Origin of the sequence: Streptomyces sp. NBC_01288 (assembly GCF_035982055.1) — a bacterium.
Lineage (GTDB): Bacteria > Actinomycetota > Actinomycetes > Streptomycetales > Streptomycetaceae > Streptomyces.
The window spans coordinates 5,826,755-5,849,812 of sequence record NZ_CP108427.1 but is presented as its reverse complement, the minus strand read 5'-3'; the positions used below and the strand labels follow the sequence as shown (position 1 = coordinate 5,849,812).

Annotated in this window: 20 protein-coding genes; 8 read left to right on the top strand and 12 right to left on the bottom strand. The window is 70.0% G+C overall.

Annotated elements, in window-relative coordinates; all coding sequences use genetic code 11:
- Positions 1-4: 4 nt before the first annotated feature.
- A complete protein-coding gene (locus tag OG194_RS26400) occupies positions 5-916 on the bottom strand; it encodes an SDR family oxidoreductase (protein ID WP_327403270.1) in 912 nt (303 codons plus the stop codon).
- A gap of 95 nt (positions 917-1,011) precedes the next feature.
- On the opposite strand from OG194_RS26400, the gene OG194_RS26395 reads away from it, so the two are divergent.
- Entirely contained in the window at positions 1,012-1,959 is a 948-nt protein-coding gene (locus OG194_RS26395) for a cyclase family protein (RefSeq protein ID WP_327403269.1), read from the top strand.
- Between the two features lie 338 nt (positions 1,960-2,297).
- On the opposite strand, the gene OG194_RS26390 is transcribed toward OG194_RS26395, so the two are convergent.
- From OG194_RS26390 to OG194_RS26375, 4 genes are all read right to left on the bottom strand, one after another.
- A complete protein-coding gene (locus OG194_RS26390; protein WP_327407215.1) occupies positions 2,298-2,768 on the bottom strand; it encodes an ATP-binding protein in 471 nt (156 codons plus the stop codon).
- A 509-nt stretch (positions 2,769-3,277) separates the two neighbouring features.
- Positions 3,278-4,171, bottom strand: a complete 894-nt coding sequence (locus OG194_RS26385; RefSeq protein WP_327403268.1) for an acyl-CoA dehydrogenase — start codon at positions 4,169-4,171, stop codon at positions 3,278-3,280.
- A gap of 1 nt (position 4,172) precedes the next feature.
- The gene (locus OG194_RS26380) at positions 4,173-5,306 is read right to left on the bottom strand and encodes an acyl-CoA dehydrogenase family protein (RefSeq protein WP_327403267.1); all 1,134 of its coding nucleotides are present in this window, start codon (positions 5,304-5,306) and stop codon (positions 4,173-4,175) included.
- Positions 5,306-6,502 (bottom strand): amidohydrolase family protein, encoded by a 1,197-nt coding sequence (locus OG194_RS26375; protein WP_327403266.1) that lies wholly within the window; start codon positions 6,500-6,502, stop codon positions 5,306-5,308. Before OG194_RS26375 ends, OG194_RS26380 begins: the two co-directional genes overlap by 1 nt.
- Before the next feature lie 85 nt (positions 6,503-6,587).
- Here OG194_RS26375 and OG194_RS26370 point away from each other — a divergent pair, with 85 nt between their 5' ends.
- Positions 6,588-8,105, top strand: coding sequence for a class I adenylate-forming enzyme family protein (locus tag OG194_RS26370; protein ID WP_327403265.1), 1,518 nt, complete (start codon positions 6,588-6,590; stop codon positions 8,103-8,105).
- Here OG194_RS26370 and OG194_RS26365 read toward each other — a convergent pair.
- Positions 8,084-8,596, bottom strand: a complete 513-nt coding sequence (locus tag OG194_RS26365) for an EF-hand domain-containing protein (protein ID WP_327403264.1) — start codon at positions 8,594-8,596, stop codon at positions 8,084-8,086. The two genes, OG194_RS26370 and OG194_RS26365, sit on opposite strands and share 22 nt — an antisense overlap.
- A gap of 141 nt (positions 8,597-8,737) precedes the next feature.
- On the bottom strand, positions 8,738-9,127 hold the full coding sequence (locus OG194_RS26360; RefSeq protein WP_019057336.1) for an STAS domain-containing protein: 390 nt from the start codon (positions 9,125-9,127) through the stop codon (positions 8,738-8,740).
- Positions 9,128-9,448: 321 nt separating this feature from the next.
- Between OG194_RS26360 and OG194_RS26355 the strand changes: the two genes are divergently transcribed.
- Together OG194_RS26355 and OG194_RS26350 are read left to right on the top strand one after the other, a co-directional pair.
- Entirely contained in the window at positions 9,449-10,021 is a 573-nt protein-coding gene (locus OG194_RS26355; RefSeq protein WP_327403263.1) for a sigma-70 family RNA polymerase sigma factor, read from the top strand.
- Positions 10,022-10,353: 332 nt separating this feature from the next.
- Positions 10,354-11,541, top strand: a complete 1,188-nt coding sequence (locus tag OG194_RS26350; protein ID WP_442811802.1) for a zf-HC2 domain-containing protein — start codon at positions 10,354-10,356, stop codon at positions 11,539-11,541.
- A 382-nt stretch (positions 11,542-11,923) separates the two neighbouring features.
- Here the strand turns inward: OG194_RS26350 and purU are convergent, their stop codons facing one another.
- Both purU and OG194_RS26340 read right to left on the bottom strand, forming a co-directional pair.
- Complete coding sequence (gene purU, locus OG194_RS26345; RefSeq protein ID WP_327403262.1) at positions 11,924-12,805, bottom strand: formyltetrahydrofolate deformylase; 882 nt, start codon at positions 12,803-12,805, stop codon at positions 11,924-11,926.
- Positions 12,806-13,210: 405 nt separating this feature from the next.
- On the bottom strand, positions 13,211-13,711 hold the full coding sequence (locus OG194_RS26340) for an SCO4402 family protein (RefSeq protein WP_026150474.1): 501 nt from the start codon (positions 13,709-13,711) through the stop codon (positions 13,211-13,213).
- A 117-nt stretch (positions 13,712-13,828) separates the two neighbouring features.
- On the opposite strand from OG194_RS26340, the gene OG194_RS26335 reads away from it, so the two are divergent.
- The gene (locus OG194_RS26335; protein ID WP_327403261.1) at positions 13,829-15,139 is read left to right on the top strand and encodes an ABC transporter substrate-binding protein; all 1,311 of its coding nucleotides are present in this window, start codon (positions 13,829-13,831) and stop codon (positions 15,137-15,139) included.
- A gap of 34 nt (positions 15,140-15,173) precedes the next feature.
- On the opposite strand, the gene OG194_RS26330 is transcribed toward OG194_RS26335, so the two are convergent.
- Entirely contained in the window at positions 15,174-16,964 is a 1,791-nt protein-coding gene (locus tag OG194_RS26330; protein WP_327403260.1) for a hypothetical protein, read from the bottom strand.
- 200 nt (positions 16,965-17,164) lie between these two features.
- The gene (locus tag OG194_RS26325; RefSeq protein WP_327403259.1) at positions 17,165-18,550 is read right to left on the bottom strand and encodes a transcriptional regulator; all 1,386 of its coding nucleotides are present in this window, start codon (positions 18,548-18,550) and stop codon (positions 17,165-17,167) included.
- A 256-nt stretch (positions 18,551-18,806) separates the two neighbouring features.
- Between OG194_RS26325 and OG194_RS26320 the strand changes: the two genes are divergently transcribed.
- From OG194_RS26320 to OG194_RS26310, 3 genes are all read left to right on the top strand, one after another.
- Positions 18,807-19,469, top strand: coding sequence for a bifunctional DNA primase/polymerase (locus OG194_RS26320; RefSeq protein ID WP_327403258.1), 663 nt, complete (start codon positions 18,807-18,809; stop codon positions 19,467-19,469).
- Between the two features lie 63 nt (positions 19,470-19,532).
- Positions 19,533-20,303 (top strand): ABC transporter ATP-binding protein, encoded by a 771-nt coding sequence (locus OG194_RS26315; protein WP_078652842.1) that lies wholly within the window; start codon positions 19,533-19,535, stop codon positions 20,301-20,303.
- Positions 20,300-21,907 (top strand): transporter, encoded by a 1,608-nt coding sequence (locus tag OG194_RS26310; RefSeq protein ID WP_327403257.1) that lies wholly within the window; start codon positions 20,300-20,302, stop codon positions 21,905-21,907. The genes OG194_RS26315 and OG194_RS26310 overlap by 4 nt, the downstream gene beginning before the upstream one ends.
- Positions 21,908-22,022: 115 nt before the next feature.
- Here OG194_RS26310 and OG194_RS26305 read toward each other — a convergent pair whose 3' ends face one another.
- The gene (locus tag OG194_RS26305) at positions 22,023-22,880 is read right to left on the bottom strand and encodes an alpha/beta fold hydrolase (RefSeq protein WP_327403256.1); all 858 of its coding nucleotides are present in this window, start codon (positions 22,878-22,880) and stop codon (positions 22,023-22,025) included.
- Between the last annotated feature and the right edge of the window lie 178 nt (positions 22,881-23,058).

Below are 23,058 nucleotides of genomic sequence, written 5' to 3'. Positions count from 1 at the left end.
CCCCCTAGGCGTTAGGCCGCTCCCCACCCCGCGCAGCCCGCTCCATCTCCTGCACCCGAGAAAGCATCGGCATCGGATCCACCCCGACAGACCCCGGCAAAAACTCCGCGATCTTCTCCGCCGTCCACCCTCCGGCCGCATACGCCGCCCGCAACTCCCGAGGCTGAGCCCACACCGCGATCTTCTCCCCGGCAACGGTATAAACCTGCCCGGTAATCCCAGCCTCCCGAGCCCGCTCGGACAACAAATAAACAACCAGCGCCGCAACATCCTCCGGCGACCCGATCTCCGCCAACTCCATAGGAACATTCGCGGACATCCGCGTACGAGCAACAGGCGCCACCGCATTGGCGGTAACCCCATACTTGTTCAAGCCCAAGGCAGCGCTCCGCACCAGCGAAATAATCCCCCCTTTCGCCGCACTGTAATTAGCCTGAGAAACCGACCCTTGATGATTCCCGCTGGTGAACCCGATCAAGGTTCCGGCCCGCTGCTTCCGCATCACAGCGGAAGCCGCCCGAAACACGGTGAACGTCCCCTTCAGATGAGTGGCGAGTACGGGATCCCACTCCTCCTCGGACATATTGAAAAGCATCCGCTCCCGAAGAATCCCCGCAACGCACACCACCCCATCGATCCGCCCGTACGAAGACACCGCGACATCGACAACCCGCTGCCCCCCAGCCATCGTCGAGATGTCATCGGCAACGGCAACGGCCTCCCCACCCGCAGCCAGGATCTCCTTGACAACCCCCTCGGCGATCTCACTCGTGGGCGACGCCCCGTCCATCGAGACCCCGTAGTCGTTGACGACAACCCGCGCCCCCTCGGCGGCAGCCCCCAGCGCGACGGCCCGCCCGATCCCCCGCCCCGCCCCCGTCACAGCGATGACCCTGCCAGCCAAGAAGTTCCCCATGTCCGGCCCCTCCCGCAGTATCTGACGGTCCGTTAGATTCGACTCAGATTCTACGACCCGTCAGATACCTGAGGACAAGCCCCGGGGAGGCCCCGATGTCACCGCAGACGTCACCGCCGTCACTTGGTCCGGAGTTCCACGACATCGCCAAGCGCGTGAACAACTGGGGCCGTTGGGGGTCGGACGACGAGATCGGCACGCTGAACCTGATCACCGACGACGTGGTCCGAGCCGCCTCCGCCGAGATCCGCACCGGCCGCCGCATCCCCCTCGCGCTGCCCCTCCAACAGGACGGCGTCCAGACGGGGTTGATCCCCGGCCGGATCAACCCCCTGCACGCGATGGTGCAGATCAACCAGGAACTCTTCGGCCCCGGAACGGTGGCGTGCAGCGACGACGCCGTGACGATGGGACTACAGGCGGGCACGCACTGGGACGCGCTCACCCACGTCTCGCACTCCGGGAAGCTCTACAACGGCCGCCCGGCCGGCACCGTGACCCCGCACGGCGGCGCCGAGTTCAGCGGCATCGACAAGGCCCGGCACATCGTCTCGCGCGGGGTCCTGCTCGACGTGGCACGGGCGCGGGGCGTCGATCGACTGGAGGGCGGACACGCGGTCACCCCGGAAGACCTGGAAGCCGCCGAGGAGTTCGCCGGCACGCAAGTCCGCGCGGGCGACATCGTGCTCGTACGGACGGGGCAGGTGCAGGTGTATCTGGCCGGTGACAAGCACGGGTACGGCTATCCGTCACCCGGGCTGTCGGTCCGTACGCCGGAGTGGTTCCACGCGCGCGATGTCGCGGCGGTCGCCAACGACACCCTCACCTTTGAGATATTTCCGCCGGAAATAGACGACTTGTGGCTGCCGGTGCACGCTCTCGATCTGGTCGAGATGGGCATGCTGCAAGGCCAGAACTGGAATCTCGAAGAGTTGTCCACAGCCTGTGGACAAGAGAACCGCTACACGTTCTTCCTCTCCGCGATGCCCGAACCTTTCGTGGGCGCGACGGGAACCCCGGTGGCCCCGATCGCCATCCTCTGAAGCAGTCCGGTTTTGACGAGGGCCGGACTTACGGTCGGATGGCGGCGCGCTGCTGCCCGCCCCGAGCACGGCACCGCGTGCCGCCATCCGACTCCGGCGCCCCGTCCTGACCCCCGGCCCCGAGGGGGCCCACGCCGAACACGACCCACACTCGCCGAGGGCTCCCGTCACCGAAGCCCTCGCCGTCCCCTCGCGGCGAATCGCTGCCCACAAGCGTGACCACATGGTCACGTCGCGTCAACGCCCATCCGGGGATTTGTTCCGTAAGCACCATTTATCGCAGGGCGCGCACGGAAGCACAGCCCGGCGCATCTCCGCCCGGCACTTGCAGACAGCACCTACACGGCCTCGTACGCGAAGCCCTCGAACTCGAAGCCCTCGTACGCCGCGACAGCTCCCCCGCACGCGACTTCCCGGGGTTCGCTGTCCCGGTCGATCTCGCACCAGATGCGCTTGCCGGTGCCCTCGGCGCTCCAGCCCCAGCGGTCGGCGAGGCCATCCACCAGGGCCAGGCCGCGACCGCCGGTCTCGTCGCCGTCCGCACAGCGCGGCACGGGCGCCTTGCAGCTGGTGTCGGCGACCTCCAGCCGTACGGTGGCCGACTCGGTCGCCACGTCCGGCAGGGAGAGCCGCAGGACGGCCGGACAGCCGGTGTGCACCACGGCGTTGGTGACCAGCTCGGAGACGAGCAGGATCAGCGTCTCCGCTAGCGGTTCGTCGGCCTCTATCCCGGACCCCGCGAGCCGGGAGCGCGCCCACCGCCGGGCTCGCCCCACCTCAGCGGGGTCGGGCCGGATCTCCAGCTGCACTTGAAGCACCTGCACCGCTCACACCATCCGAACCGGCGGACACTTAGCCTCGCGCCTCACGAGGGCCACGATCGTAGCCATTTCCTGCATGACCAGAACAACGGCCAGAACAAGGGTCACGGAACGTGAATCCCTTGCGAGACAGCATGATTGACGTTCAGTCACCCCAACAAGCGCTTCGGGCATATTCCAGCGCGAAGGAGTACGAGTGCGGGATACTGTGCGACGCTCGCCGCGGGCAGTCGAACAGGCAGGGGTGAAAGCCTGTTCTGCCGTGCGAGCGGGGGTACGCATCGCCCGATCCGGAGCCGCCTCACAGGCAACACCGGCATGGCTCGTACCTTGAACCACTCGCATCCCACACAAGGTACCGGAGCCCACAGACGACTCCAGGCCGTGACGAGTCACGCATAGGACACAACCCGATATCAACGCTGCGTGATCCCGTCGTGCCACGATCCGCGACACCGTTGTCGGGCCCGTCCCGGTCCTCGCAGGCAGCCGCCCCGCTAGGCCGCGCGGGCCAGCAGATCCGCCGCGAGCAACTCCTCACTCTCCGTGTTCCCACCACCACGCCGAGCGCGCACCCATGCCCGTTTCAGGTGCAGATGAACCTCGGACTCCCAGGTGAAGCCCATCCCGCCATGCACCTGCAAACAGTCCAGCGCCCCCCGCACAGCCGCCTCGTCAGCGAGCAACCGAGCCGCCGCGATATCGACCACATCCCCGGTCACAGCCGCCGCGTAGACGGCGGCCCGCGCCACCTCCACCCGCACCAACGACTGCGCGCACAAATGCTTGACGGCCTGAAACGCCCCGATCGGCTGCCCGAACTGCTCACGCGTCCGGGCGTGTTGCACAGCCAGCCCGCACACACGCGCGGCCGTCCCGAGCTGCTCGGCGGCAGTAAGAAGAACAGCAACAGGGTCGGTACGCGCCGGGGCCGGCACCCGATGCAACGGAGTCAACGGATCCACCGACCGCAGCGCTACGGCCCCCTCGGCCCCCGGCAACACGACATCGGCCTCGTCCAGCCACTCCACAAGGCTCCCGTCGGCAGCGGCGACAACGGTCTCCCCGGTAGCCGCCCCCGGCACCACCCCGGCAGCGAGATGCGTAGCCACCAACGGCCCAGGCACCAACGCCCACCCAAGCTCCTCAAACACCAACACGGCTTCGGGAAGCCCGAGTCCGGCTCCCCCATCCACTTCCGCCAACCGCAGAGAGAACACCCCAAGCTCACCGAGGCCCCGCCAGAAACCCCGGTCCAGCCGAGGAGCGCCCTTTAGGGGCGCGGGGAACTGCGCGACCAGCCCCCACACACCCGCAGACGAAGAACGACCAACCACACCCCGCACCGCATCCCGCAACGCCCTTTGATCATCCGTGAGTTGAAACCGCACGTCAGCGCCCCTTCGGCAACCCAAGAATCCGCTCAGCCACGATGTTCTGCTGAATCTGCGAAGTACCCGCAGCGATCGTGTACGACAGCGAGGACAATCGATCCAGCACCCAAGCCCGTTCCAGATCAAGGGAGTCCGGCCCAAGGACGTCCGCCGCCACGTCATACAACTCCTGACGGGCGTGCGAGTAGCGGAGTTTGAAGACCGAGCCCCCCACACCCGGTACACCGCCGGAGGCTTCCGCCTCACTCACATTCCACTGAGTAAGCCGCCACAACGCCCGGAACTCCGCGTTCAACCGCCCCAGTTGACGCCTGAGCACCGGATCGTCCCAACGCCCATTCCGCCGAGCCTCCACCGCCAGCTCCCCCAACACCCGCCGACAGGCAACGACCTCTCCCACAAAGGCCGTACCGCGCTCGAAGGACAGCGTCACCATCGTCACGCGCCACCCGTCGTTCTCGTCCCCCACCCGGTTGCCGACCGGCACCCGCACCTCGTCAAGAAACACCTCGGCGAACTCCGCGGACCCGGCCAGCGTCCGCAACGGCCGTACGGTGATCCCCGCCGCGGACATCGGCATCGCGAGCCAGCTGATCCCCCGATGCTTGGGCGCGTCCGCATCCGTCCGGACCAACAGCTCACACCAGTCGGCGACTTCCGCATGCGAGGTCCAGATCTTGGAACCGCTCACTACGTAGTCGTCGCCGTCCCGCCACGCGCGCGTGCGCAACGCCGCGAGGTCGGACCCGGCGTCCGGTTCGCTGAACCCCTGGCACCACACCTCGTCACCGCGCAGCACCGGCGGCAGCCACCGCTCCCGCTGCTCGGCCGTGCCCTCCGCGGCGAGCGTCGGCCCGGCGTGCAACAGCCCGACGAAATTGGCCCCTACGTAGGGCGCGCCCGCCTTCTCCGTCTCCTCCAGGAAGATCAGCCGGGTGGTCGGAGACGCGTCCCAGTGCACATGGCCGTACCCGGCGTCGTACAACATCCGCTGCCAGCCACAGTCGTAGGCACGACGGCCGGGCCAGTCGTCCGGCGACGGCTTCACCGGCAGGGTCGGCAGCACCTTGCCCAGCCACTCCCTCAGCCGCGCCCGGAACTCGTCCTCCTCAGCCGTGTACGAGAGGTCCATTACTTATCAAGATCCAGGCCCAGCATGCGGATCGCGTTGCCCCGCATCAGCTTGTAGACCGTCTCGTCGTCGAGGCCCTTCACATGGTCGAGGGCAACTTCCTTGGTGTGCGGGAAGGTTGAGTCGACGTGCGGGTAGTCGGTCTCGAAGGTCGCGTTGTCCCGGCCCACCACATCCAGCGAAGCGACCCCGTGCTTGTCGCGGAAGAAGCAGCAGAACATCTGCCGGTAGTAGTACGTCGACGGCGGCTCGGGGATCAGGTCGCGCACCCCGCCCCACGCGCGGTGCTCCTCCCACACGTCGTCGGCGCGTTCCAGGGCGTACGGGATCCAGCCCATCTGCCCTTCGGAGTAGGCGAGTTTGAGGGTCGGGAACTTCACCAGGACCCCGCTGAAGAGGAAGTCCATCATCGAGGCCATCGCGTTGTTGAAGGAGAGCGAGGCCTGTACGGCGGGGGGCGCGTCCGGGGAGGCGGCGGGCATCTGGGAGCTGCTGCCGATGTGCATGTTGACGACCGTCCCCGTCTCCTGGCAGACCGCGAAGAACGGGTCCCAGTAGCCGGAGTGGATGGACGGCAGCCCGAGGTAGGTGGGGATCTCGGAGAAGGTCATCGCGCGGACGCCGCGGGCCGCGTTGCGGCGGATCTCCGCTACGGCCAACTCGACGTCCCACAAAGGGATCAGGCACAGCGGGATGAGCCGGCCGCCGCTGTCGCCGCACCACTCCTCGACCATCCAGTCGTTGTAGGCGCGGACGCAGGCGAGCGCGACCTCCTTGTCGTGGGCCTCGGCGAAGGTCTGGCCGCAGAAGCGCGGGAAGGTCGGGAAGCAGAGCGAGCCCTCGACGTGGTTGAGGTCCATGTCCTTGAGCCGCTCGGCCGGGTCCCAGCAGCCGGGGCGCATCTGCTCGCGGGTGATGCCCTCCAGGGTCATCTCGTCGCGGTCGAAGCCGACGGCGGCGATGTTGCGCTTGTACGGGAACTTGAGGTCCTCGTAGATCCACCAGTCGGTGGGCGGGCCGTCCGGGTCCATCGTGATCTGGTATTTGCCCGCCACGTAGGCGAGTTCGCCGATTCCGGCGGTGAGCGGCTGGGGGCCGCGGTCGCGGTACTTCTTCGGCAGCCAGGTCTCGAAGAGGTGCGCGGGTTCGATCACGTGGTCGTCGACGCTGATGATGCGGGGCAGTTCGGTGGTCATGGGTTCCCCTCCGCAGGGACGGCACTTATCTGATGACCCGTCAGATAGCATGTCACCTGACGAGTCGTCAGCCAAGGAGGGGACCATGAACGAGACGGCGTACTCCCTGAGTTCCTCCCGCACCCTGTGGGAACTGGTCGCCCGCCGCGCCGACTTGACCCCCGACCGCCCGGTCCTCCTCCAGGACGACCGGGCCCTGACCTTCGGCGAGTTGCGCGACCGGTCGGAGCGCGTGGCGGCGGGCCTGTACGGCATGGGTGTCCGCCCCGGCACGGTCGTCGCCTGGCAGCTGCCCACCCGCGTCGAGACGGCCCTGCTCTCCTTCGCGCTGGCCCGCCTGGGCGCCGTACAGACACCGGTGATCCCCTTCTACCGCGACCGCGAAGTCGGCTTCGCGCTACGGGAGTCGAAGGCGGAGTACTTCGCGGTGCCGGGCGTCTGGCGCGGCTTCGACTACGGGGAGATGGCACGGCGGCTCGGCGCGAAGGGCGTCTTCGAGGCGTACGACAGCGCCCAACTCCCATACGGTGACCCGGCGTTGCTCCCCGCCCCGCCCGCCGACGGCACCTCGGTCCGCTGGATCTACTGGACCTCCGGCACCACCTCCGACCCCAAAGGCGTGCTGCACACGGACCGTTCACTGATCGCGGGCGGCTCCTGCCTCGCGCACGCGCTGCGTCTCACGGCGGACGACGTGGGCTCGATGGCCTTCCCGTACGCGCACATAGCGGGGCCCGACTACACGGTGATGCTGCTGCTGTACGGCTTCCCGGCGGTGATGTTCGAGCAGTTCGCGCTGCCGGACGCGCTGGAGGGGTACCGCAAGCACGGGGTGACGGTGGCCGGCGGCTCAACCGCCTTCTATTCCATGTTCCTTGCCGAGCAGCGCAAGCAGCCGGGGAGCAAAGTCATTCCCTCGCTACGGCTGCTCGCGGGCGGCGGCGCTCCCAAGCCGCCGGAGGTCTACCACTCCGTCGTACGGGAGATGGGGGTCCAGCTCACCCACGGCTACGGCATGACCGAGGTGCCGATGATCACGATGGGGGCGCCCGACGACACCGTGGAGAATCTGGCGACCACCGAGGGGCGGCCGCCGGACGGGATGGAGATACGGATCGCCGAGGGTGGCGAGGTGCGGTTGCGCGGGGAGGCCGTGTGTCAGGGGTACTTGGACCCGGCGCAGACGGCGGAGGCGTTCGACGCGGACGGTTTTCTGCGCACCGGAGACCTGGGGGTCGTGACGGAGACCGGGCATCTGATTCTCACCGGGCGGCTGAAGGACGTGATCATCCGCAAGGGGGAGAACATCTCGGCGAAGGAGATCGAGGATCTGCTCGCCGCGCATCCGGACGTCGGGGACGTGGCCGTCGTAGGGCTGCCGGACGCGGAGCGTGGGGAGCGGGTGTGTGCGGTGGTCGAACAGCCGCCAGGGGCCGGGGAGTTGACGCTTGCCGCCGTCACGGACTACCTGTGCGCGGAAGGGCTGTCCGTGCACAAGCTGCCGGAGCAGCTGGAGATCGTGGACGCCCTTCCGCGCAACGACGCCTTGCGGAAAGTGCTCAAGTACAAGCTGCGGGAACGCTATTCGGGGACGGTGAAGTAGCGGGCGAAGGAGGAGATGATCTCCGCCTCGCCGACCTTGCCGTCGCTGTCCGTGTCGAGGGCGTCGGCGGCCATCGCGGCGACGTCGTCCGGTACGCCGAGGGCCTTGAGGACGCGCACGGTGTCCGCGATGGTGGCCGAGCCGTCGCCGTCCGGGTCCGCGACGTCGAGGGCCGCGTGCAGGAAGGGGCGGCCGATCTCGGCGAAGCGCTCCGGGTTGTCGCGCAGCCGCTTGACCGCGCCGTTGACGAACTCCTCGCGGCTGACGCGCTGGTCGCCGTCCCGGTCGGCGATGCCGGCCATGCCCTGCCAGAACGCCTCCGCGCCGATGTACAGGGCCTGGCCCTTGTCGGAGCGGGCCGCCGTACCGAACTCCGCGAGCAGCGCCTTGGCCGCCGAGCTGAAGTCCTCCCGGTCGATGAAGCCGTTGCCGTCCTGGTCGAAGGTGGCGAACCGGGCGGCGATCCGTCGCTCGTACTCGGTGCTGACCATGTCTTTCGGGCCGCCTTACTCATGTGGGGTGCGCTTGGGACGGAGCGTACGACGCCGGGGCGGGTCCGGGAGCGGAAAACGACGCTTGTACCAAGATCGGGGAAATTCCGAAACAACGACGTCACCCCGGAAACCGACGCGTCACGCCGAGAGGGGGTCCGCCTCGTCCTCGGGCTCGTCCTCTGTGGCCGTCATCACATCGGGATAGACGTCGAAGAGGCGGCGCACGCCGAGGGCGCCGAGGACCCGGTTGACGTGCGAGCCGTCGACCGCGCCCTGGGCGGGCAGGACGACGCGCAGGTGGCCCTGGCAGGAGCGGATCAGGCGGCGGGAGGCGATGAGCACGCCGACCCCGCTGGAGTCGCAGAACAGCACCTCGGAGAGGTCCAGGACCAGGCTGTGCTGCCCCTCGGCCACCACGTCGTGCACCCGCTGGCGCAGCACCGGCGAGGTCACCAGGTCCAGTTCGCCGGACACGAGGAGTACGGACCAGCCGCCGCGCTCGCCGTCGTTCACTTTGAAGGCCACCATCGCGCCTTTCGCTAGCCGGAACTCCCGGAGACCGTCCGGAAACGGAAGCCGTACCTACGCTTCCTTGCAGCGCGGCTGCCCAGCGGCCGTTCCCTGAAACACGGGGGAAGAAACGGAAACCGTCCGGAAGAGGCTTGTTTTAGTCGCCTTCGATCCTGTTCGATCAGATGTGGGTGGGGTAGGCGCAGATCCGTTACCACTCGCGCCGCTTCGGGGGCGTGCAATTGCAGAATGGGGGGTGCGCTGTCAGACGTGCCCACTACATTCGAAGAGACGGTGAGCGCACGCTTGACTCGGGCACAGGCACGGTGAGGGGGCCGCATGGCGACGAAGGACGCACCGCCCCGTTGGGACCGCAAGATGCAGCAGCGGCTGGCCCGGGGCGAGGCGGCGGCCCTCGGTGAGCTGTACGACCGCTTCGCCTCCCTCGTGCACTCCCTCGCCCACCGTGTCCTGGGCGACGAGCGCGCCGCCGACGGCATCACCCGCGAGGTCTTCGCCCACGTGTGGGAGCACCCCGACGCCTACGACCCCAAGCAGGGCCCGCTGCGCTCCTGGGTGGCCGCGCTGACCCACCGCCTCGCCGTGCAGCGTCTGCGCACCACCGAGACCGTCGCCCTCGCCCACGGCGGCGAGGGCTCCACGGAGGAGCTGGAGCGCAAGGTCCGCCGCGCCTCCGTCGCCGCCCGCGCCGACTACATCGTCACGTCCATGCCCGCCCCGCTGCGGGCCGCCCTGGAGCTGGCCTACTTCCAGCGCCGTGACTACCGCCAGACCGCCGTCGACCTCGGAGTCACCGAGGACGAGGCCCGCCGCCGCCTCCGCCTCGGCCTCCAGCTCCTCTCCACCGCCCACGACGCGGGCGCACCGCCGGGAGCGGGGGGTGGGGCGTGAGCGACGCGTGGCGGGAGGGTTTCGAGAGGTACGAAGGGTACGGCGAAGGGGCCGGGGAAGGTGAGGAGGTCGTGCCGGCGCAGGGTGGGGCGGGTGGGGGTCCTGGTGGGCGGCCTGGTGGCTCCGAGGACGGCCGCTCCGTGAACGACGGCTCCGGGAACGGCGGTTCGGTGAACGACGACGGTGACGGCGACGACGGCATGCGGGGTGGGCCGGGCGGGCCGGGTGACGGCGGTTCCGCCAACAGCGGTTCCGTCGGCGGGAGTTCCGGGAACGGTGGCTCCGTAGACCGTGGTTCGGTGAGTGGTGAGGGTGAGCCACCGCGGATTCCCATGCCGCGGGCCTCCGTCGAGGACAGTGGGCGTCCGTTGCCCGAGCTGGACGCGGCCGAGTCCCGGGCCGTGCCGCTGGTGCTGGAGCACCGGGTGTTGAAGGCGCTGCTCGGGGCGTGGGCGCTGGCCGCGTGTTCGGCGGCGGAGACGGCGGCCGTCGAGGAGCACCTCGGCGAGTGCGGGGCCTGTGCGGACGAGGCGCTGCGGCTGCGCGGCGCGGTCGGGCTGCTGCACCCCGTCGAACCCCTCGACCTCGACCCCGGGCTGCGCACCCGCGTCCTGACCAGCTCCTTCGACCGCCGGCCGCCGCGCATCCCGGTGCCGGTGTGGGCGACGCCGTACGACGCGGAGACGGCCCGCCTGGACGCCCTGTTGCAGGACATAGGTGACGCCGAGTGGCACGCGCCCGTGCGGCTGCGGTGGTTCGAGGGCGACGGGCCGACGAGCCGTCGTACGACTGTCGCCGGGGTCATCGCGCATCTGCTGACCGTCGACGGCCTGGTCGCGGCGGCGCTCGGCCTCGACGACCCGCTGACCGGGGAGACCGCGAAGCCCATGACGCCGGCGGCGCGCACCGAGGCGTACTGGAAGTCGTCGCACTTCCCGCCGACCCGGTCCATCCGCTCGCCGTGGCGCGAGCAGAGCCACAACATCGTCCGCACGGTGTCGTTCACGGGCGGCAGCACCGGCAAACTGGCCGTGTCCTACGGCGACTTCGAGCTTCCGTTGCACGATGCGATGCTCGACCGGGCCTTCGAGTGCTGGGTGCACGCGGGGGACATCGCGGAGGCGGTGGACTATCCGTACGATCCGCCGTCCCCGCGTTACCTGAACCGGATGATCGATCTCGCCGCGCGGATGTTGCCGGTGGTGCTGGCCGAGCGGCGGCGGCATGGGTTGGCTTCGCCGTTGAGCGGGCGGCATCTGGTGGGTGCGGGTGAGCCCGGTCGCAGTCTTCGGCTGGAGATCGAGGGGCATGGTGGGGGTGAGTGGCTGATCGCCCTCGACTCGCCTGGCGCGGTGGGGTCCGCCGAGCGGGAGGTTGCCCATATCGCCCTGGACGGGGTCGAGTTCTGCCACCTGGCTGCGGGGCATGTGTCGCCGGAGGAGGCGGCTGCGGGGCAGCTCGGTGACCGGGAGGCGATCCGGGATGTGCTGTTCGCCACGGCGTCGTTGAGCCGGATGTAGGGGTGGGTTGCGGGTTCGTGGGCGAGTGCGGGTGGGTGGGGGCTTGTCGCGCAGTTCCTCGCGCCCCTGAGGGGAGTTGGGGTTCGTCGACGGGTGCGGGTGCGTCGTGGTTGCTCGCGCAGTTCCCCGCGCCCCTTCGTAACTCGGGCCCAGTCTCCAGGGGCGCGGGGAACTGGGCTCTCTCGAAACACGGGCCGACTTTCAGGGGCGCGGGGAACTGCGCGACCAGCCCCCACCGACCCGCAGCCGAACCCGAAACCTGTAAGCGGCGCGAGGAACTGCGCTCCTTCGAGACACGGGCCCACTTTCCAGGGGCGCGGGGAACTGCGCGACAAGCCACGGCGCACCCGCAGCCGCCCCCGAATCAGCAGCCCCCGCGCTCTTAGGCGAACACGACAGTCCGGCGCCCGTTCAAGAGAATCCGGCGCTCGGCGTGCCACTTGACCGCCCGCGCCAGCGCCTGGCACTCCACGTCCCGACCGACCGCCACCAATTGGTCCGGCGTCACGTCATGCCCCACCCGCTCGACCTCCTGCTCGATGATCGGCCCCTCGTCGAGGTCGGCGGTGACATAGTGCGCCGTCGCCCCGATCAGCTTCACACCCCGCAAGTGAGCCTGGTGATACGGCTTCGCACCCTTGAAGCTCGGCAGGAACGAGTGGTGGATGTTGATGATCCGCCCACTGAGCGCCTTGCAGAAGTCGTCGGAGAGGACCTGCATGTAGCGCGCGAGGACGACGAGTTCGACGTCCTCCTCGCGGACCAGGTCCAGGACCCGCGCCTCGGCCTCCGCCTTGGTGTCCTTCGTCACCGGGATGTGGTGGAAGGGGATGTGGTACGACTCCACCAGCTCCGCGAAGTCCGTGTGGTTGGACACCACCGCCGCGATCTCCACCGGCAACGCCCCGATCCGGGCCCGGAAGAGCAGGTCGTTCAGACAGTGCCCGAACTTGCTGACCATGAGCACGACCCGCATCCGGTCCGCGGCCCGGTTGACCTGCCAGTCCATGTGGAAGGCGTCGCCGATCGCCGCGAAGCTCGCCCGCAGCTTCTCCACCGTCACCGGCGACTCCGCCGAGAAGTGGACGCGCATGAAGAACAGTCCCGTGTCGTGGTCGCCGAACTGCTGGCTGTCCTCGATGTTGCAGCCGGTCATGAAGAGGTAGCTCGACACGGCGTGCACGATGCCCTGCTTGTCGGGACACGACAGGGTGAGGACGTACTGGTCGGCGGCTGCCGCGGCGGCGGTGGACTGGGCGTTCATGCAGGACAGGGTCCCATACCCCCCTGAACAGAGACACCGCCGTCCGCCACCCGGACCGGCCACCCCACCTGGGCGCGACCCGGCCACGAAGCCACCCGCACCGGCTGAACGAACGGCGCGTTACGAAGGGGCGCGGGGCTGTATCGATATGCGGCTCCGCCGCGTGGGCGCGAGCAACCACGACGCACCCACAGCCGACGACGAGCCCGAACTCCCTCAGGGGCGCGGGGCTGTATCGATATGCGGCTCCGCCGCGTGGGCGCGACCAGCCCCCACACACCCGAACCCGCCGACGAGCCCGAAACCCACCCCTACATCCGGCGCGCCCCGCAACCAGGCGGCAGAACCCCACCCCGCCCCACGCGAACCCGCCCTACCCGGACCAGCCGCGCGCGCGAACCCGCCCTACGCGGACCGCGTGATGATCTGCAACACCTCAAGCGTCCGCGGCGGCGTATCCGGATCGTCCCCGTCGCTCACCGCCATCCGGACATGCGCGTCCCGCGCCGCCCGTACCGCGTCCGGCCACGCCTCGTGGTCGACGTACACGGAGACATGGGCGTCCGGGCCGACCTGGTGCATGATCCGCAGGACGCGCAGGACGGCGGTGTCCACGAGGGCCGCCTCCTGGGAGTCGCGGAAGATCGTGCCGACGTACTTCTCGGCGGACCAGTTGTCGAGCCAGGTGTCCTCGACGAGGCGGTAGACGGCGTCGGTGACGTCCCCGTACCCGTCGACACCGGCCAGCCAGACGTTCTGCTGGAACGCCGGATCGGAGAGCATGTGCAGCGCGGAACGCACGTTGCTGCGCCAGCGCCACCAGGGCATGTCGTTCAGTGGCATGCCGCCCATGGTGGAGGAGCGACGGGGGCGACGGGAAGAGTTCTCCGAACCTTGCACGGTCATCGATCGTACGTTCCTCGTCACACCCACAGGAACGCCCCCCGTAATTCACCCCGGCGTCACCACTTGTTGACCCGGAGTCACACCCGGGTTTGTGGTGTGGCGGAAGCGTGTCTGTCCATGACAGGCAGGCGACGCAACCGCAGCACCTTCCTCCCCACCCTCACCCGGCCCGTCAGAGCGACCGTCCTGTCGGCGGTGGCCCTGGGGGCATGCGCGTCGCTCGTGGCCGGCTGCGGGGTCGTCCGCGGCGTCACGGGGGACTCCGGGGACGGCTCGATCACCGTCATGACCTGGGCGCCGTGGGACACCGGCGCGACCAACAAGCCGGGCATGCCCGCGATGGCGACGGCGTACGCGAAGTGGATCAACAAGCACGGCGGGATCAACGGCCGCAAGCTCAAGGTCCTGACCTGCAACGACCACAACAGCAGCGTGGCCGCCGCGAAGTGCGCCCGGCAGGCCGTGCAGGAGAACGTCGTCGCGGTCGTCGGTTCCTACAGCGAGTTCAGCGACTCGTACTTCGCCCCGCTGGAGGGCGCCGGCATCCCGTACATAGGCGGCTACGGCGTGACGACCGCGGAGTTCACCCGCGCCCTGTCCTACCCCGTCAACGGCGGCCAGCCCGCGCTCCTGGCGGGCCTCGGCAAGGAACTCGGCCCGGCGTGCGGCCCGGTCACCCTCGTACGGCCCGACTCCATCGCCGGCGACGACCTGCCCCCGCTGCTGAACGCCGGGCTCGCGGCGGGCGGCCACGCGGCGGCGACCGACCAGCTCGCGGCCGACGACGCCACCGAGTACGCCAGCCAGTCGACACGCGCCCTGAAGAGCGCGAGCGGCGGCTCGGGCAAGGAGGGCTGCGTGGTGCCCTCGCTCGGGGACCACACCGACACCTTCATGGACTCCTTCCGGCGCGACCGCCAGGACTATCCCGCGGTGCACGCCGCGACCGTGCTCGGCAGCGTCGACCAGACCGAGATCAACTCCACGGGCGGCCAGTCCGGGCCGTACGAGGGGTCGTACATCACGGGCTGGTACCCGGTCGCGAGCGACGCGCGCTGGGACCCGATGAAGAAGGCCGTCAACGAGGTGGCCTTCGGCGACAACCGCATCGACCCCGCGGACGCGGGGGTGCAGACCACCTGGATCGCGTACACCGCGTTCAAGACCGTCGTGAACTCGCTCGGCAGCGGCGACATCACCGCCGACACCGTACGGCGCGCCCTCGACGACGGCGTGAAGGTGAGCACGGGCGGACTCACGCCGACGCTTCAGTGGAGCCCCCGCGACGACAACCTCGCCTCGGTCGGCCTGGCCCGGCTGGTGAACGCGAACGTGACCCTTCAGGTCGTACGGAAGGGCGTTCTGGTGTCCGCGAAGAAGGGCTTCTTCGATATGACGAGGACGCTGGACAGCGCGGACCTCGACTGAGATCCGCGCTGTCGGGAAAGCCTGTCGGGAGTGCTCAGAGCTGGGTCGGCTGGCGCTGGGTCAGGCCGTAGGTCTTCGCGATCGTGTTCCAGAGGGCGGCGGCCTTGACCTTCTGGTTGCTGGCGACGCCGCTCGCCGCGTTGCCGGCCGCGGTCTGGCCGGTGGTGCGGGCCTGGCCCTTCTTGCAGCCCTTCTTGCCGGCCGCCTGGTCGGCCCAGGCCGCGTAGTGGTTGTCGGCCGACGCGGACGCCTTCCACGCGTTGGTGAGCGCGGTCGTCAGCGCCGCGTTGTCCGGCAGCTTGTCCACCGTCAACTGCGAGAGCTTGGTGACCAGTTCGGCGCGCTGCTTGGCCGCGTCCCGCAGGTCGGAGGCGGAGTCGCCGAGCTTGTCGCAGGCCTTCACATTGCCCACGGCTTTGATCACCGAGGCGCGGCTGCTGCCGCTGTCGGCGAGCAACTTGTCCAGGGCTACGGCCTGTTCCTTCGCGGCATCGGTGCCCGCCGACGAGGAACCGTCCGTCGCGGCCGAGGTGGCGGCGACCGTCTTGTTGGCGTCGTCGCTCTTGCCGCCACCCCCGCTGAGCAGGGCACCGGCACCGACCCCGAGGATCGCGATACCGACCCCGACCCCGGCGATCAGCGGCACCCGCGAACGACGCCCGCCCCGGCCGCCGTCGTCGCCCTGCGCACCGCGCCGACCGCCGCCGTCCCCGGGCGGGGCGTACGAGGGCTGTGCGTACGACGGCTGCGCGTACGGCGGTTGGGCCTGGCCGTAGCCCTGCTGCCCCGGCTGCTCGGCGCGCGGCGGCTGCTGGAAGCGGGGCATCTGCTGCGTGGACGCGGCGGGCTGCTCGCCCCCGGCGTCGTTGCGGAAGAGGTTGTCGAACTCGGCGGGCGGCTGCCGGTCGTCCGGCCCGCCCGGCCGCGCCCCGTACCCGGGAGCGGCACCCTGCGCGGGCACCGGCGGGAGGAACTGCGTGGGCTGCGCGTCGGGGTACGCGGCCTGCGGCATCGGGCCCGCGGGCATCTCGGGCGGCAGCGCGCCGGGCCCGACGGGCGGGATGTACTGGGTCGCGCCCTCGTCCATGGCGGCCATGCCGGCGGCGGTGACCGGCGGCAGGAACTGGGTGGCGCCCTCGTCGCCGGGCACGTTGACCACCGGCGGGATGTACTGCGTCGCGCCCTCGTCGGCGGGCGGCAGCGGGGCGCTCGGGAACGCGGGGGCCGCGGTCGGCAGGGGGGCGGCACCGGACGACTGCTGGTGTGCGTCGGAACCGGAAGTGCCGTATCCGTAGCCGTAGTTCTGCGCGGCACCCTGAGGTATCGCGGGCGACTGGTCGGAGGCGTAGCCCGCGCCGACGTACCCGGCGGCGGGCTCCTGGGCGTATCCCGACGGGTACTCCTGTGCGTACGACTGCTGCTGGACGCCGTAGGCCGCGTGCCGGTCGCTCTCCTGGGGCAGGGCGCCCGACTGGCCGGGGATGCCGTCCTGGGCGCCCCACGGGGACGGAGCGGGCTGCTCGGGGGCGGCGCCCCACTGTTGCGCCGGTTGCTGCGGCTGCTGCTGTTGCGGGTCTCCCCAGCCCTGGCCCGGCGGCGGGGCCGGGGTCCGGTGCTGGTGCTGGTCGTGCTGGTCCGGGCCCCACGACCCGCCCCAGGACTGGCCACTGGTCGGAGGTGCTATCGACGGCTGCCCGCCCGACTGCTGGTCACCGCGTCCGCCCGTCATACCCGGCAGGAGGGGTGCGCCTCCGTCGGAGGGCAGCACGATGCCTTCGCGCGCGGGCCGCGCCGAGGGCTCCTCGCCCTGTCCACTCTGCGTCACCGGGACTCCTACGAATGGGGGACCTACGGGATCGTCGGCTCACGCTACCGGGTACCCCGAGCCCGGTGCCACGCAGCACTGGACCGGACCTGCCATCTTGTGACGGCGGTAACAGTCCCGGGCCCGCATCCGCTCCAAGTGCCGCTGTCCGCACTCCTTTCCGCACCGGAGCGGTGTTCACCTGCTGGTCCCCCCGCCGTTCACGCGGCGGCCTGCAACTCCATCCGCGCCCCGAACTCCCTCACCACCGGCTCGTCCCGGTACGGCTCCAGGCGCTGCTGGAAGTCCTCCAGGTACTCGGCGCCCCGGTTGGACCGCAGCGAGCCGAGCAACTCCACCGCTTTCAGGCCCGTGTTGCAGGCCTGCTCGATCTCGCGCTGCTGCACCTGCGCGCTCGCGAGGAGGACGTACCCGATGGCCCGGCGGCGCGCCCGCGACTCCGGGTGCCCGTCCAGGGACTCCTGCGCGGACCGGGCCGCCGCCTCGGCCTGGCCCAGGTCGCGGTGGCAGTGCGCCAACTCGTCGGCCAGATAGGCCTCGTCGAAGTGCGCGATCCACGCCGGGTCGTCCCCGGTCGACGGATCCGCCGCGTCCAGCGCGCTCACCGCGCGCCCCGACGCGAGCTGCGCCGACCGCGCGTCCCCCATCAGGGCGTGCCCGCGCGCCTCCGCCGCGTAGAACATCGCCTCGGCCCGCGGGGTCACGCGCCCACGCGCCCCCTCCTGCGCCGCCCGCGCCAACTGGGCGATCTCACGCGGGTTTCCGAGCTGCGCGGCGAGGTGACTCATGGACGCGGCGAGCACATACCCGCCGTAGCCCCGGTCCCCCGCCGCCTGCGCGAGGCGCAGCGCCTGGATGTAGTACCGCTGCGCCAGACCGGGTTGACCCGTGTCCACGGCCATGTAGCCGGCGAGTTCCGTCAACCGGGCGACGGCGGCGAAGAGTTCACGCCCCACGGCCTCCCGGTACGACCCCGCGAGCAGCCCGGAGACGACGCTGTTGAGGTAGTGCACGACGACCGGGCGCACATGCCCGCTGCCGTACTGATGGTCCAGCTCGCTCAGCGCCTGGGTCATCGCGCGCACGGCCGCCACGTCGGACTGGCCCACCCTCGGCCCCGCCGCGCGGGCGACCTGCGAGTCCGGCGAGGAGATCAGCCAGTCACGGCTCGGCTCGACCAGCGCGGACGCGGCGACCGACGAACCGGACAGGAAGTCCCGGCGCCCCACGTCACTGCGCCACAGCTCACACACCTGCTCGATGGCCCCGAGGACGGTCGGCGAGAACTGAAGACCCACGCCCGACGCGAGGTTCTTGCCGTTGGCCATGCCGATCTCGTCGATCGTGACCGTACGGCCCAGCTTGCGGCCCAGCGCCTCGGCGATGATCGCCGGGGCCCGCCCGCGCGGCTGCTGCCCCCGCAGCCAACGGGCCACGGACGTCTTGTCGTAGCGCAGGTCGAGACCGTGCTCGGCGCCGCACATGTTGACCCGACGGGCCAGCCCGGCGTTCGAGCACCCCGCCTCCTGGATGAGCGCCTGCAGCCGTTCGTTCGGCTGCCGCGCGACAAGTGGCCTTGCGGCCATGGCGTACCCCCTGGGAACAACCCCTGAAGCGAAAAGATCCGGCCGTGAAGATCAATGCCCAGCGAACATGGCGAAAATGCGAAGCATGCGAGGAATGCCGGGGTAAAAGCTGGTGCTCGCCCCACACCTGGCTACCCAACTCCCGCTGTCGTTCCTCCCGCGCGCCCCCGCACATGCCTCCATGCGCCCCAGTTGCGGAATCGATGCCCCTCCCCCGCGCGCGCTACGCCCGTAACTCCAGGTGGGTGCGGGAGTTGTGTTGGGCGTGGAAGAGACGATCGCGGGCACCGAAGCCGCTCAGATTCCGAAGCAGCGCGGGGAATCGCTGCTGGAGACAGCCGTACGCTACGCCGAGGAGCGCCACTGGGACGTCTTCCCCGGCACCTGGCTGGAAGCCGTCGACGGGGTGCAGCACTGCTCCTGCGGCGACCCCGCGTGCGCCGCACCCGGCGCACACCCGGCGCGTGAGGACTGGGCGACGCAGGCGACGGGCAGTGCGACGGTCGCGCGGCGGATGTGGCAGAAGCAGCCGGCGGCTTCGATTCTGTTGCCCACGGGGCGGACGTTCGACGCGATTTCCGTCCCGGAGAGTTCGGGGTTCCTCGCGCTGGCCCGGATGGAGCGCATGGAGTTGACGCTGGGGCCTGTGACGTTGACGCCGGCGCGGCGGATGGAGTTCTTCGTGCTGCCGGGGGCTTCGGTGAAGGTGCCGGATCTGGTGCGGAGGATCGGGTGGGCGCCGGCTTCCCTTGATCTTGTGGTGCTGGGTGAGGGTGGGTATGTGGCCGCGCCGCCCACGCGGTTCGGGTCTCGGGGGGCTGTGCAGTGGGCTTGTCGGCCTACCGCTGCGAACCGTTGGCTTCCGGATGCGGAGGAGTTGATCTCGCCGCTCGCCTATGCGTGTGGGCGGGATCGGTAGTTTCGCGAGTGCCGGTTGAGGGTGGCTGGTCGCGCGGTTCCCCGCGCCCCTAGGTTGGCTTCCATGACGTCGGCTGTAAGTGTGCGTGGGCTCTGGAAGCGGTTTGGGCAGCAGGTTGCTGTTGCCGGGATCGATCTCGAACTGCCCGCGGGGAAGTTCATCGGGCTGGTCGGGCCCAATGGAGCCGGGAAGACCACGACCCTCTCCATGGTGACCGGGTTGTTGCGCCCCGATCAGGGGAGCGTCTCGGTCGTCGGGCACGACGTGTGGGCGGACCCCGTGGCCGTGAAGGCGCGGATCGGGGTGTTGCCGGAAGGGCTGCGGCTCTTCGAGCGGCTCTCGGGGCGTGAACTCCTCGGGTACAGCGGGCGGTTGCGGGGGCTGCCCGGTGCCGAGGTCGACAAGCGGGCCACGCAGCTTCTCGACGTGCTCGACCTGGCCGGGGCGCAGCACAAGCTCGTCGTCGACTACTCGACCGGTATGCGCAAGAAGATCGGGCTCGCCGCCGCTCTCCTCCACAACCCCGAAGTCCTGTTCCTGGACGAGCCGTTCGAGGGCGTCGACCCGGTCTCCGCGCAGACCATCCGGGGCGTCCTGGAGCGCTACACCGCCTCCGGCGCCACCGTCGTCTTCTCCTCCCACGTCATGGAACTCGTCGAGTCCCTCTGCGACTGGGTCGCCGTGATGGCCGCCGGCCGCATCCGCGCCCAGGGCACCCTCGCCGAGGTCCGCGGCGAATCCCCCACCCTCCAGCAGGCGTTCCTCGAACTCGTCGGCGCGGGCGCCCGCGACCACAGTTCCGACCTCGACTGGCTGGGCGGCGGCACCCGATGAGCGACACCACGACACCCTCTTCGATCACCCCTGTCGTCGTACGGCTGAAGCTGTCCCTGCTCCGCAACGGTCTACGGCAGTCCGGTGGCCGGCGGGCCGCGTACGTCGCGTCGGCGGTCGTGGCGCTGCTGTTCGCCGCGCTCCAGTTGATCGGGCTGATCTCGCTGCGCGGGAACACGCACGCGGTGTCCGTCGTCGTCATCCTGGTCGCGGTGCTGGGGCTGGGCTGGGCGGTGATGCCGGTGTTCTTCCCGACCGGCGACGAGACCCTCGACCCAACTCGCCTGGTGATGCTGCCACTTCGGCCCCAACCCTTGGTACGAGCGCTGCTGGCGGCCTCACTGGTCGGCATCGGTCCGCTGTTCACGCTGGTACTGCTGCTGGGCTCCGTGATCGCGGTGGCGCACGGGCCCGCCGCGTACGTCACGGCGGCCCTGGCGCTCCCACTCTCCCTGCTGATCTGCGTGGCCCTCGCGCGGGCGGTCGCCGCGGCCAACATCCGCCTGCTGACCAGCCGCAGGGGCCGGGACCTGGCGGTGCTGAGCGGACTGGTGATCGCGGTCGGCGCGCAGTTGGTCAACTTCGGTGTGCAGCGCCTGGGTTCGACCGGACTGTCCCAACTCGACGCGCCGGCAGAGGTGTTGCGCTGGGTGCCGCCCGCGTCGGCGATCGGCGCGGTGGACTCGGTGAGCAAGGGCTCGTACGGCCTGGCGACCGCCCAACTGGCCCTGTCCGTGGGAGCTTTGGCAGCCTGCCTGCTCCTCTGGTCACGCAGCCTGACCAAGTTGATGACGGCACCGGACGGCTCGACGCTCCAGTCCGCGGAACCGGCGGCGAAGGACCGGGCATCCACCGGCGGCCTGGCCCGCCTCCTCCCGTCCGGCCGCACGGGGACCGTCATGGAACGCAGCCTGCGGTACGTGTGGCGCGACCCCAAGACCAAGGCGGCCTGGGTGACTTCGCTGGCGATCGGGCTGATCGTGCCGGTGTTCAACGCGTTGCAGGGCACGGGCTCGGTGTACTTCGCGTGCTTCGCGGCCGGGATGCTCGGCATCCAGATGTACAACCAGTTCGGTCAGGACACGTCCGCGTTCTGGATGGTCGCGCTGACGATCTCCACGACGCGGGACGCCTACGTCGAACTCCGGGCCCGCGCCCTGGCGTTGCTGGTGATCACCCTGCCGTACGCGGCCCTCGTGACCGTCCTGACGACAGCGCTGCTCGGCGACTGGTCCCGGCTCCCGGAGGTCCTCGGCCTCTCCTTCGCCCTCCTCGGCGCGATGCTCGCGACCGGCGCCTGGACCTCGGCCCGCTTCCCCTACTCCATCCCTCAGGGCACCCACAAGAACGTCGCCCCCGGCCAGGCCGGCCTGGCCTGGATCTCCATCTTCGGCGGCATGATCTCCGCGGCCCTCCTCTGCGCCCCCGTCATCGTCCTCACCATCTGGGCGAACGTCAGCGCGGACGGCGACCAGTGGAGCTGGGTGCTGTTGCCGGCCGGGGCGGGTTACGGAGCGGCGCTGACGTACGCGGGCCTACGCCTGGCGGCACCGGGAACGGCAAGGCGCCTGCCGGAGATCCTGGCGGCGGTGAGCAAGGGGTGACTTCTCAGCGCAGGGTGAGGTGATTCCCTCAGGGGCGCGGGGAACTGCGCGACCAGCCACAACGGCGCAGCACTCGCCACACAACAGAACCCCCCACCCCCCCTAGGCGCCCACCTCACACCAGCACCCCATCAAGAAACGGCTCGATAGCCGCCCGCCAGGCCTCGGGCTGGTCGTAGTGCACCAGATGCCCGGCATCGGCAACCTCCGCGTACTCCCCTCGCGGCAGCACCCGCACCATCTCCTGCGCCTCAGCCCGCCCCAACTCCCCGTCAAGCCCCCGAACGACCAGCGCAGGACACTGCACCTGAGCCAGTTCCTCCCAGTGCGCGTCGTACACCCACGTCTCCCGCGACTTCAGCATCTGCTCAGGCTCGAACACCGGCCGCCACCCGTCCGGAGACTCGTGCATGACCTCGGCGTAGAACTCCCCCCGGGACGGGTTCGGCCGCTCCACCCACGGATCGTCCTCGCCGAACCACTTACGGACATCCGCGAGCGTGGCGAAGGGAACGGGCCAGGACTCGAACCAGTCGGCCCACTCCCGCTGCGAGGCCGCGCCCAGCGCGGACGCCCGCATGTCGCAGATGATCAACCCCCGCACCAGATCGGGCCGTTTCGCCGCGAGCTGCCACGCCGTGAGCGCGCCCATCGCGTGGCCGATGAGGACGACCGGAGCGAGCCCCAGCTGCTCCAGCGCCGCCTCCGCGTCCTCGACGTAGGCCTCGCGGGTGAAGGCCGCCCGGGGCGGCTTGTCGCTCTGGCCGTGGCCGCGCTGGTCGAGGGCGACGGCGCGGTGCCGTTCGGAGAGCCAGCGGGCGGTGGACGCCCAGTGCGAGGCACGGCCCATCAGGCCGTGCAGTAACAGAACTCCGGGTGCCCGCTCGATCTCCCCCGACTTGGGCGGGTCCGCGAACTCCCATGCGGCCAGGCGTACGCCGCCTGCTCCGGTCACGTCGATGCGCCGCGCCATTGGTCCTGGCACCCCCCTAGCTCCGCACGGACCGCTCGCTCCCGCTTCGAGCCCATCGGTCCTGTGAACCACGCTCTGCCGCCTGTGCCGTTTCTTCTTGCTTCCGTCTCTTCTCTCGCTCGTCTCTTCCTACAGCTCATGCCCCGCGGGTTTCATCACCCGCAGGTTATCGAATACA

Coding starts and splice junctions, on each gene's coding strand:
- OG194_RS26400 (WP_327403270.1), bottom strand. CDS start 916: ATGGGGAACTTCTTGGCTGGCAGGGTCATCGCTGTGACGGGGGCGGGG.
- OG194_RS26395 (WP_327403269.1), top strand. CDS start 1,012: ATGTCACCGCAGACGTCACCGCCGTCACTTGGTCCGGAGTTCCACGAC.
- OG194_RS26380 (WP_327403267.1), bottom strand. CDS start 5,306: ATGGACCTCTCGTACACGGCTGAGGAGGACGAGTTCCGGGCGCGGCTG.
- OG194_RS26375 (WP_327403266.1), bottom strand. CDS start 6,502: ATGACCACCGAACTGCCCCGCATCATCAGCGTCGACGACCACGTGATC.
- OG194_RS26370 (WP_327403265.1), top strand. CDS start 6,588: ATGAACGAGACGGCGTACTCCCTGAGTTCCTCCCGCACCCTGTGGGAA.
- OG194_RS26365 (WP_327403264.1), bottom strand. CDS start 8,596: ATGGTCAGCACCGAGTACGAGCGACGGATCGCCGCCCGGTTCGCCACC.
- OG194_RS26360 (WP_019057336.1), bottom strand. CDS start 9,127: ATGGTGGCCTTCAAAGTGAACGACGGCGAGCGCGGCGGCTGGTCCGTA.
- OG194_RS26355 (WP_327403263.1), top strand. CDS start 9,449: ATGGCGACGAAGGACGCACCGCCCCGTTGGGACCGCAAGATGCAGCAG.
- OG194_RS26350 (WP_442811802.1), top strand. CDS start 10,354: ATGCCGCGGGCCTCCGTCGAGGACAGTGGGCGTCCGTTGCCCGAGCTG.
- purU (WP_327403262.1), bottom strand. CDS start 12,805: ATGAACGCCCAGTCCACCGCCGCCGCGGCAGCCGCCGACCAGTACGTC.
- OG194_RS26340 (WP_026150474.1), bottom strand. CDS start 13,711: ATGACCGTGCAAGGTTCGGAGAACTCTTCCCGTCGCCCCCGTCGCTCC.
- OG194_RS26335 (WP_327403261.1), top strand. CDS start 13,829: ATGACAGGCAGGCGACGCAACCGCAGCACCTTCCTCCCCACCCTCACC.
- OG194_RS26325 (WP_327403259.1), bottom strand. CDS start 18,550: ATGGCCGCAAGGCCACTTGTCGCGCGGCAGCCGAACGAACGGCTGCAG.
- OG194_RS26315 (WP_078652842.1), top strand. CDS start 19,533: ATGACGTCGGCTGTAAGTGTGCGTGGGCTCTGGAAGCGGTTTGGGCAG.
- OG194_RS26310 (WP_327403257.1), top strand. CDS start 20,300: ATGAGCGACACCACGACACCCTCTTCGATCACCCCTGTCGTCGTACGG.
- OG194_RS26305 (WP_327403256.1), bottom strand. CDS start 22,880: ATGGCGCGGCGCATCGACGTGACCGGAGCAGGCGGCGTACGCCTGGCC.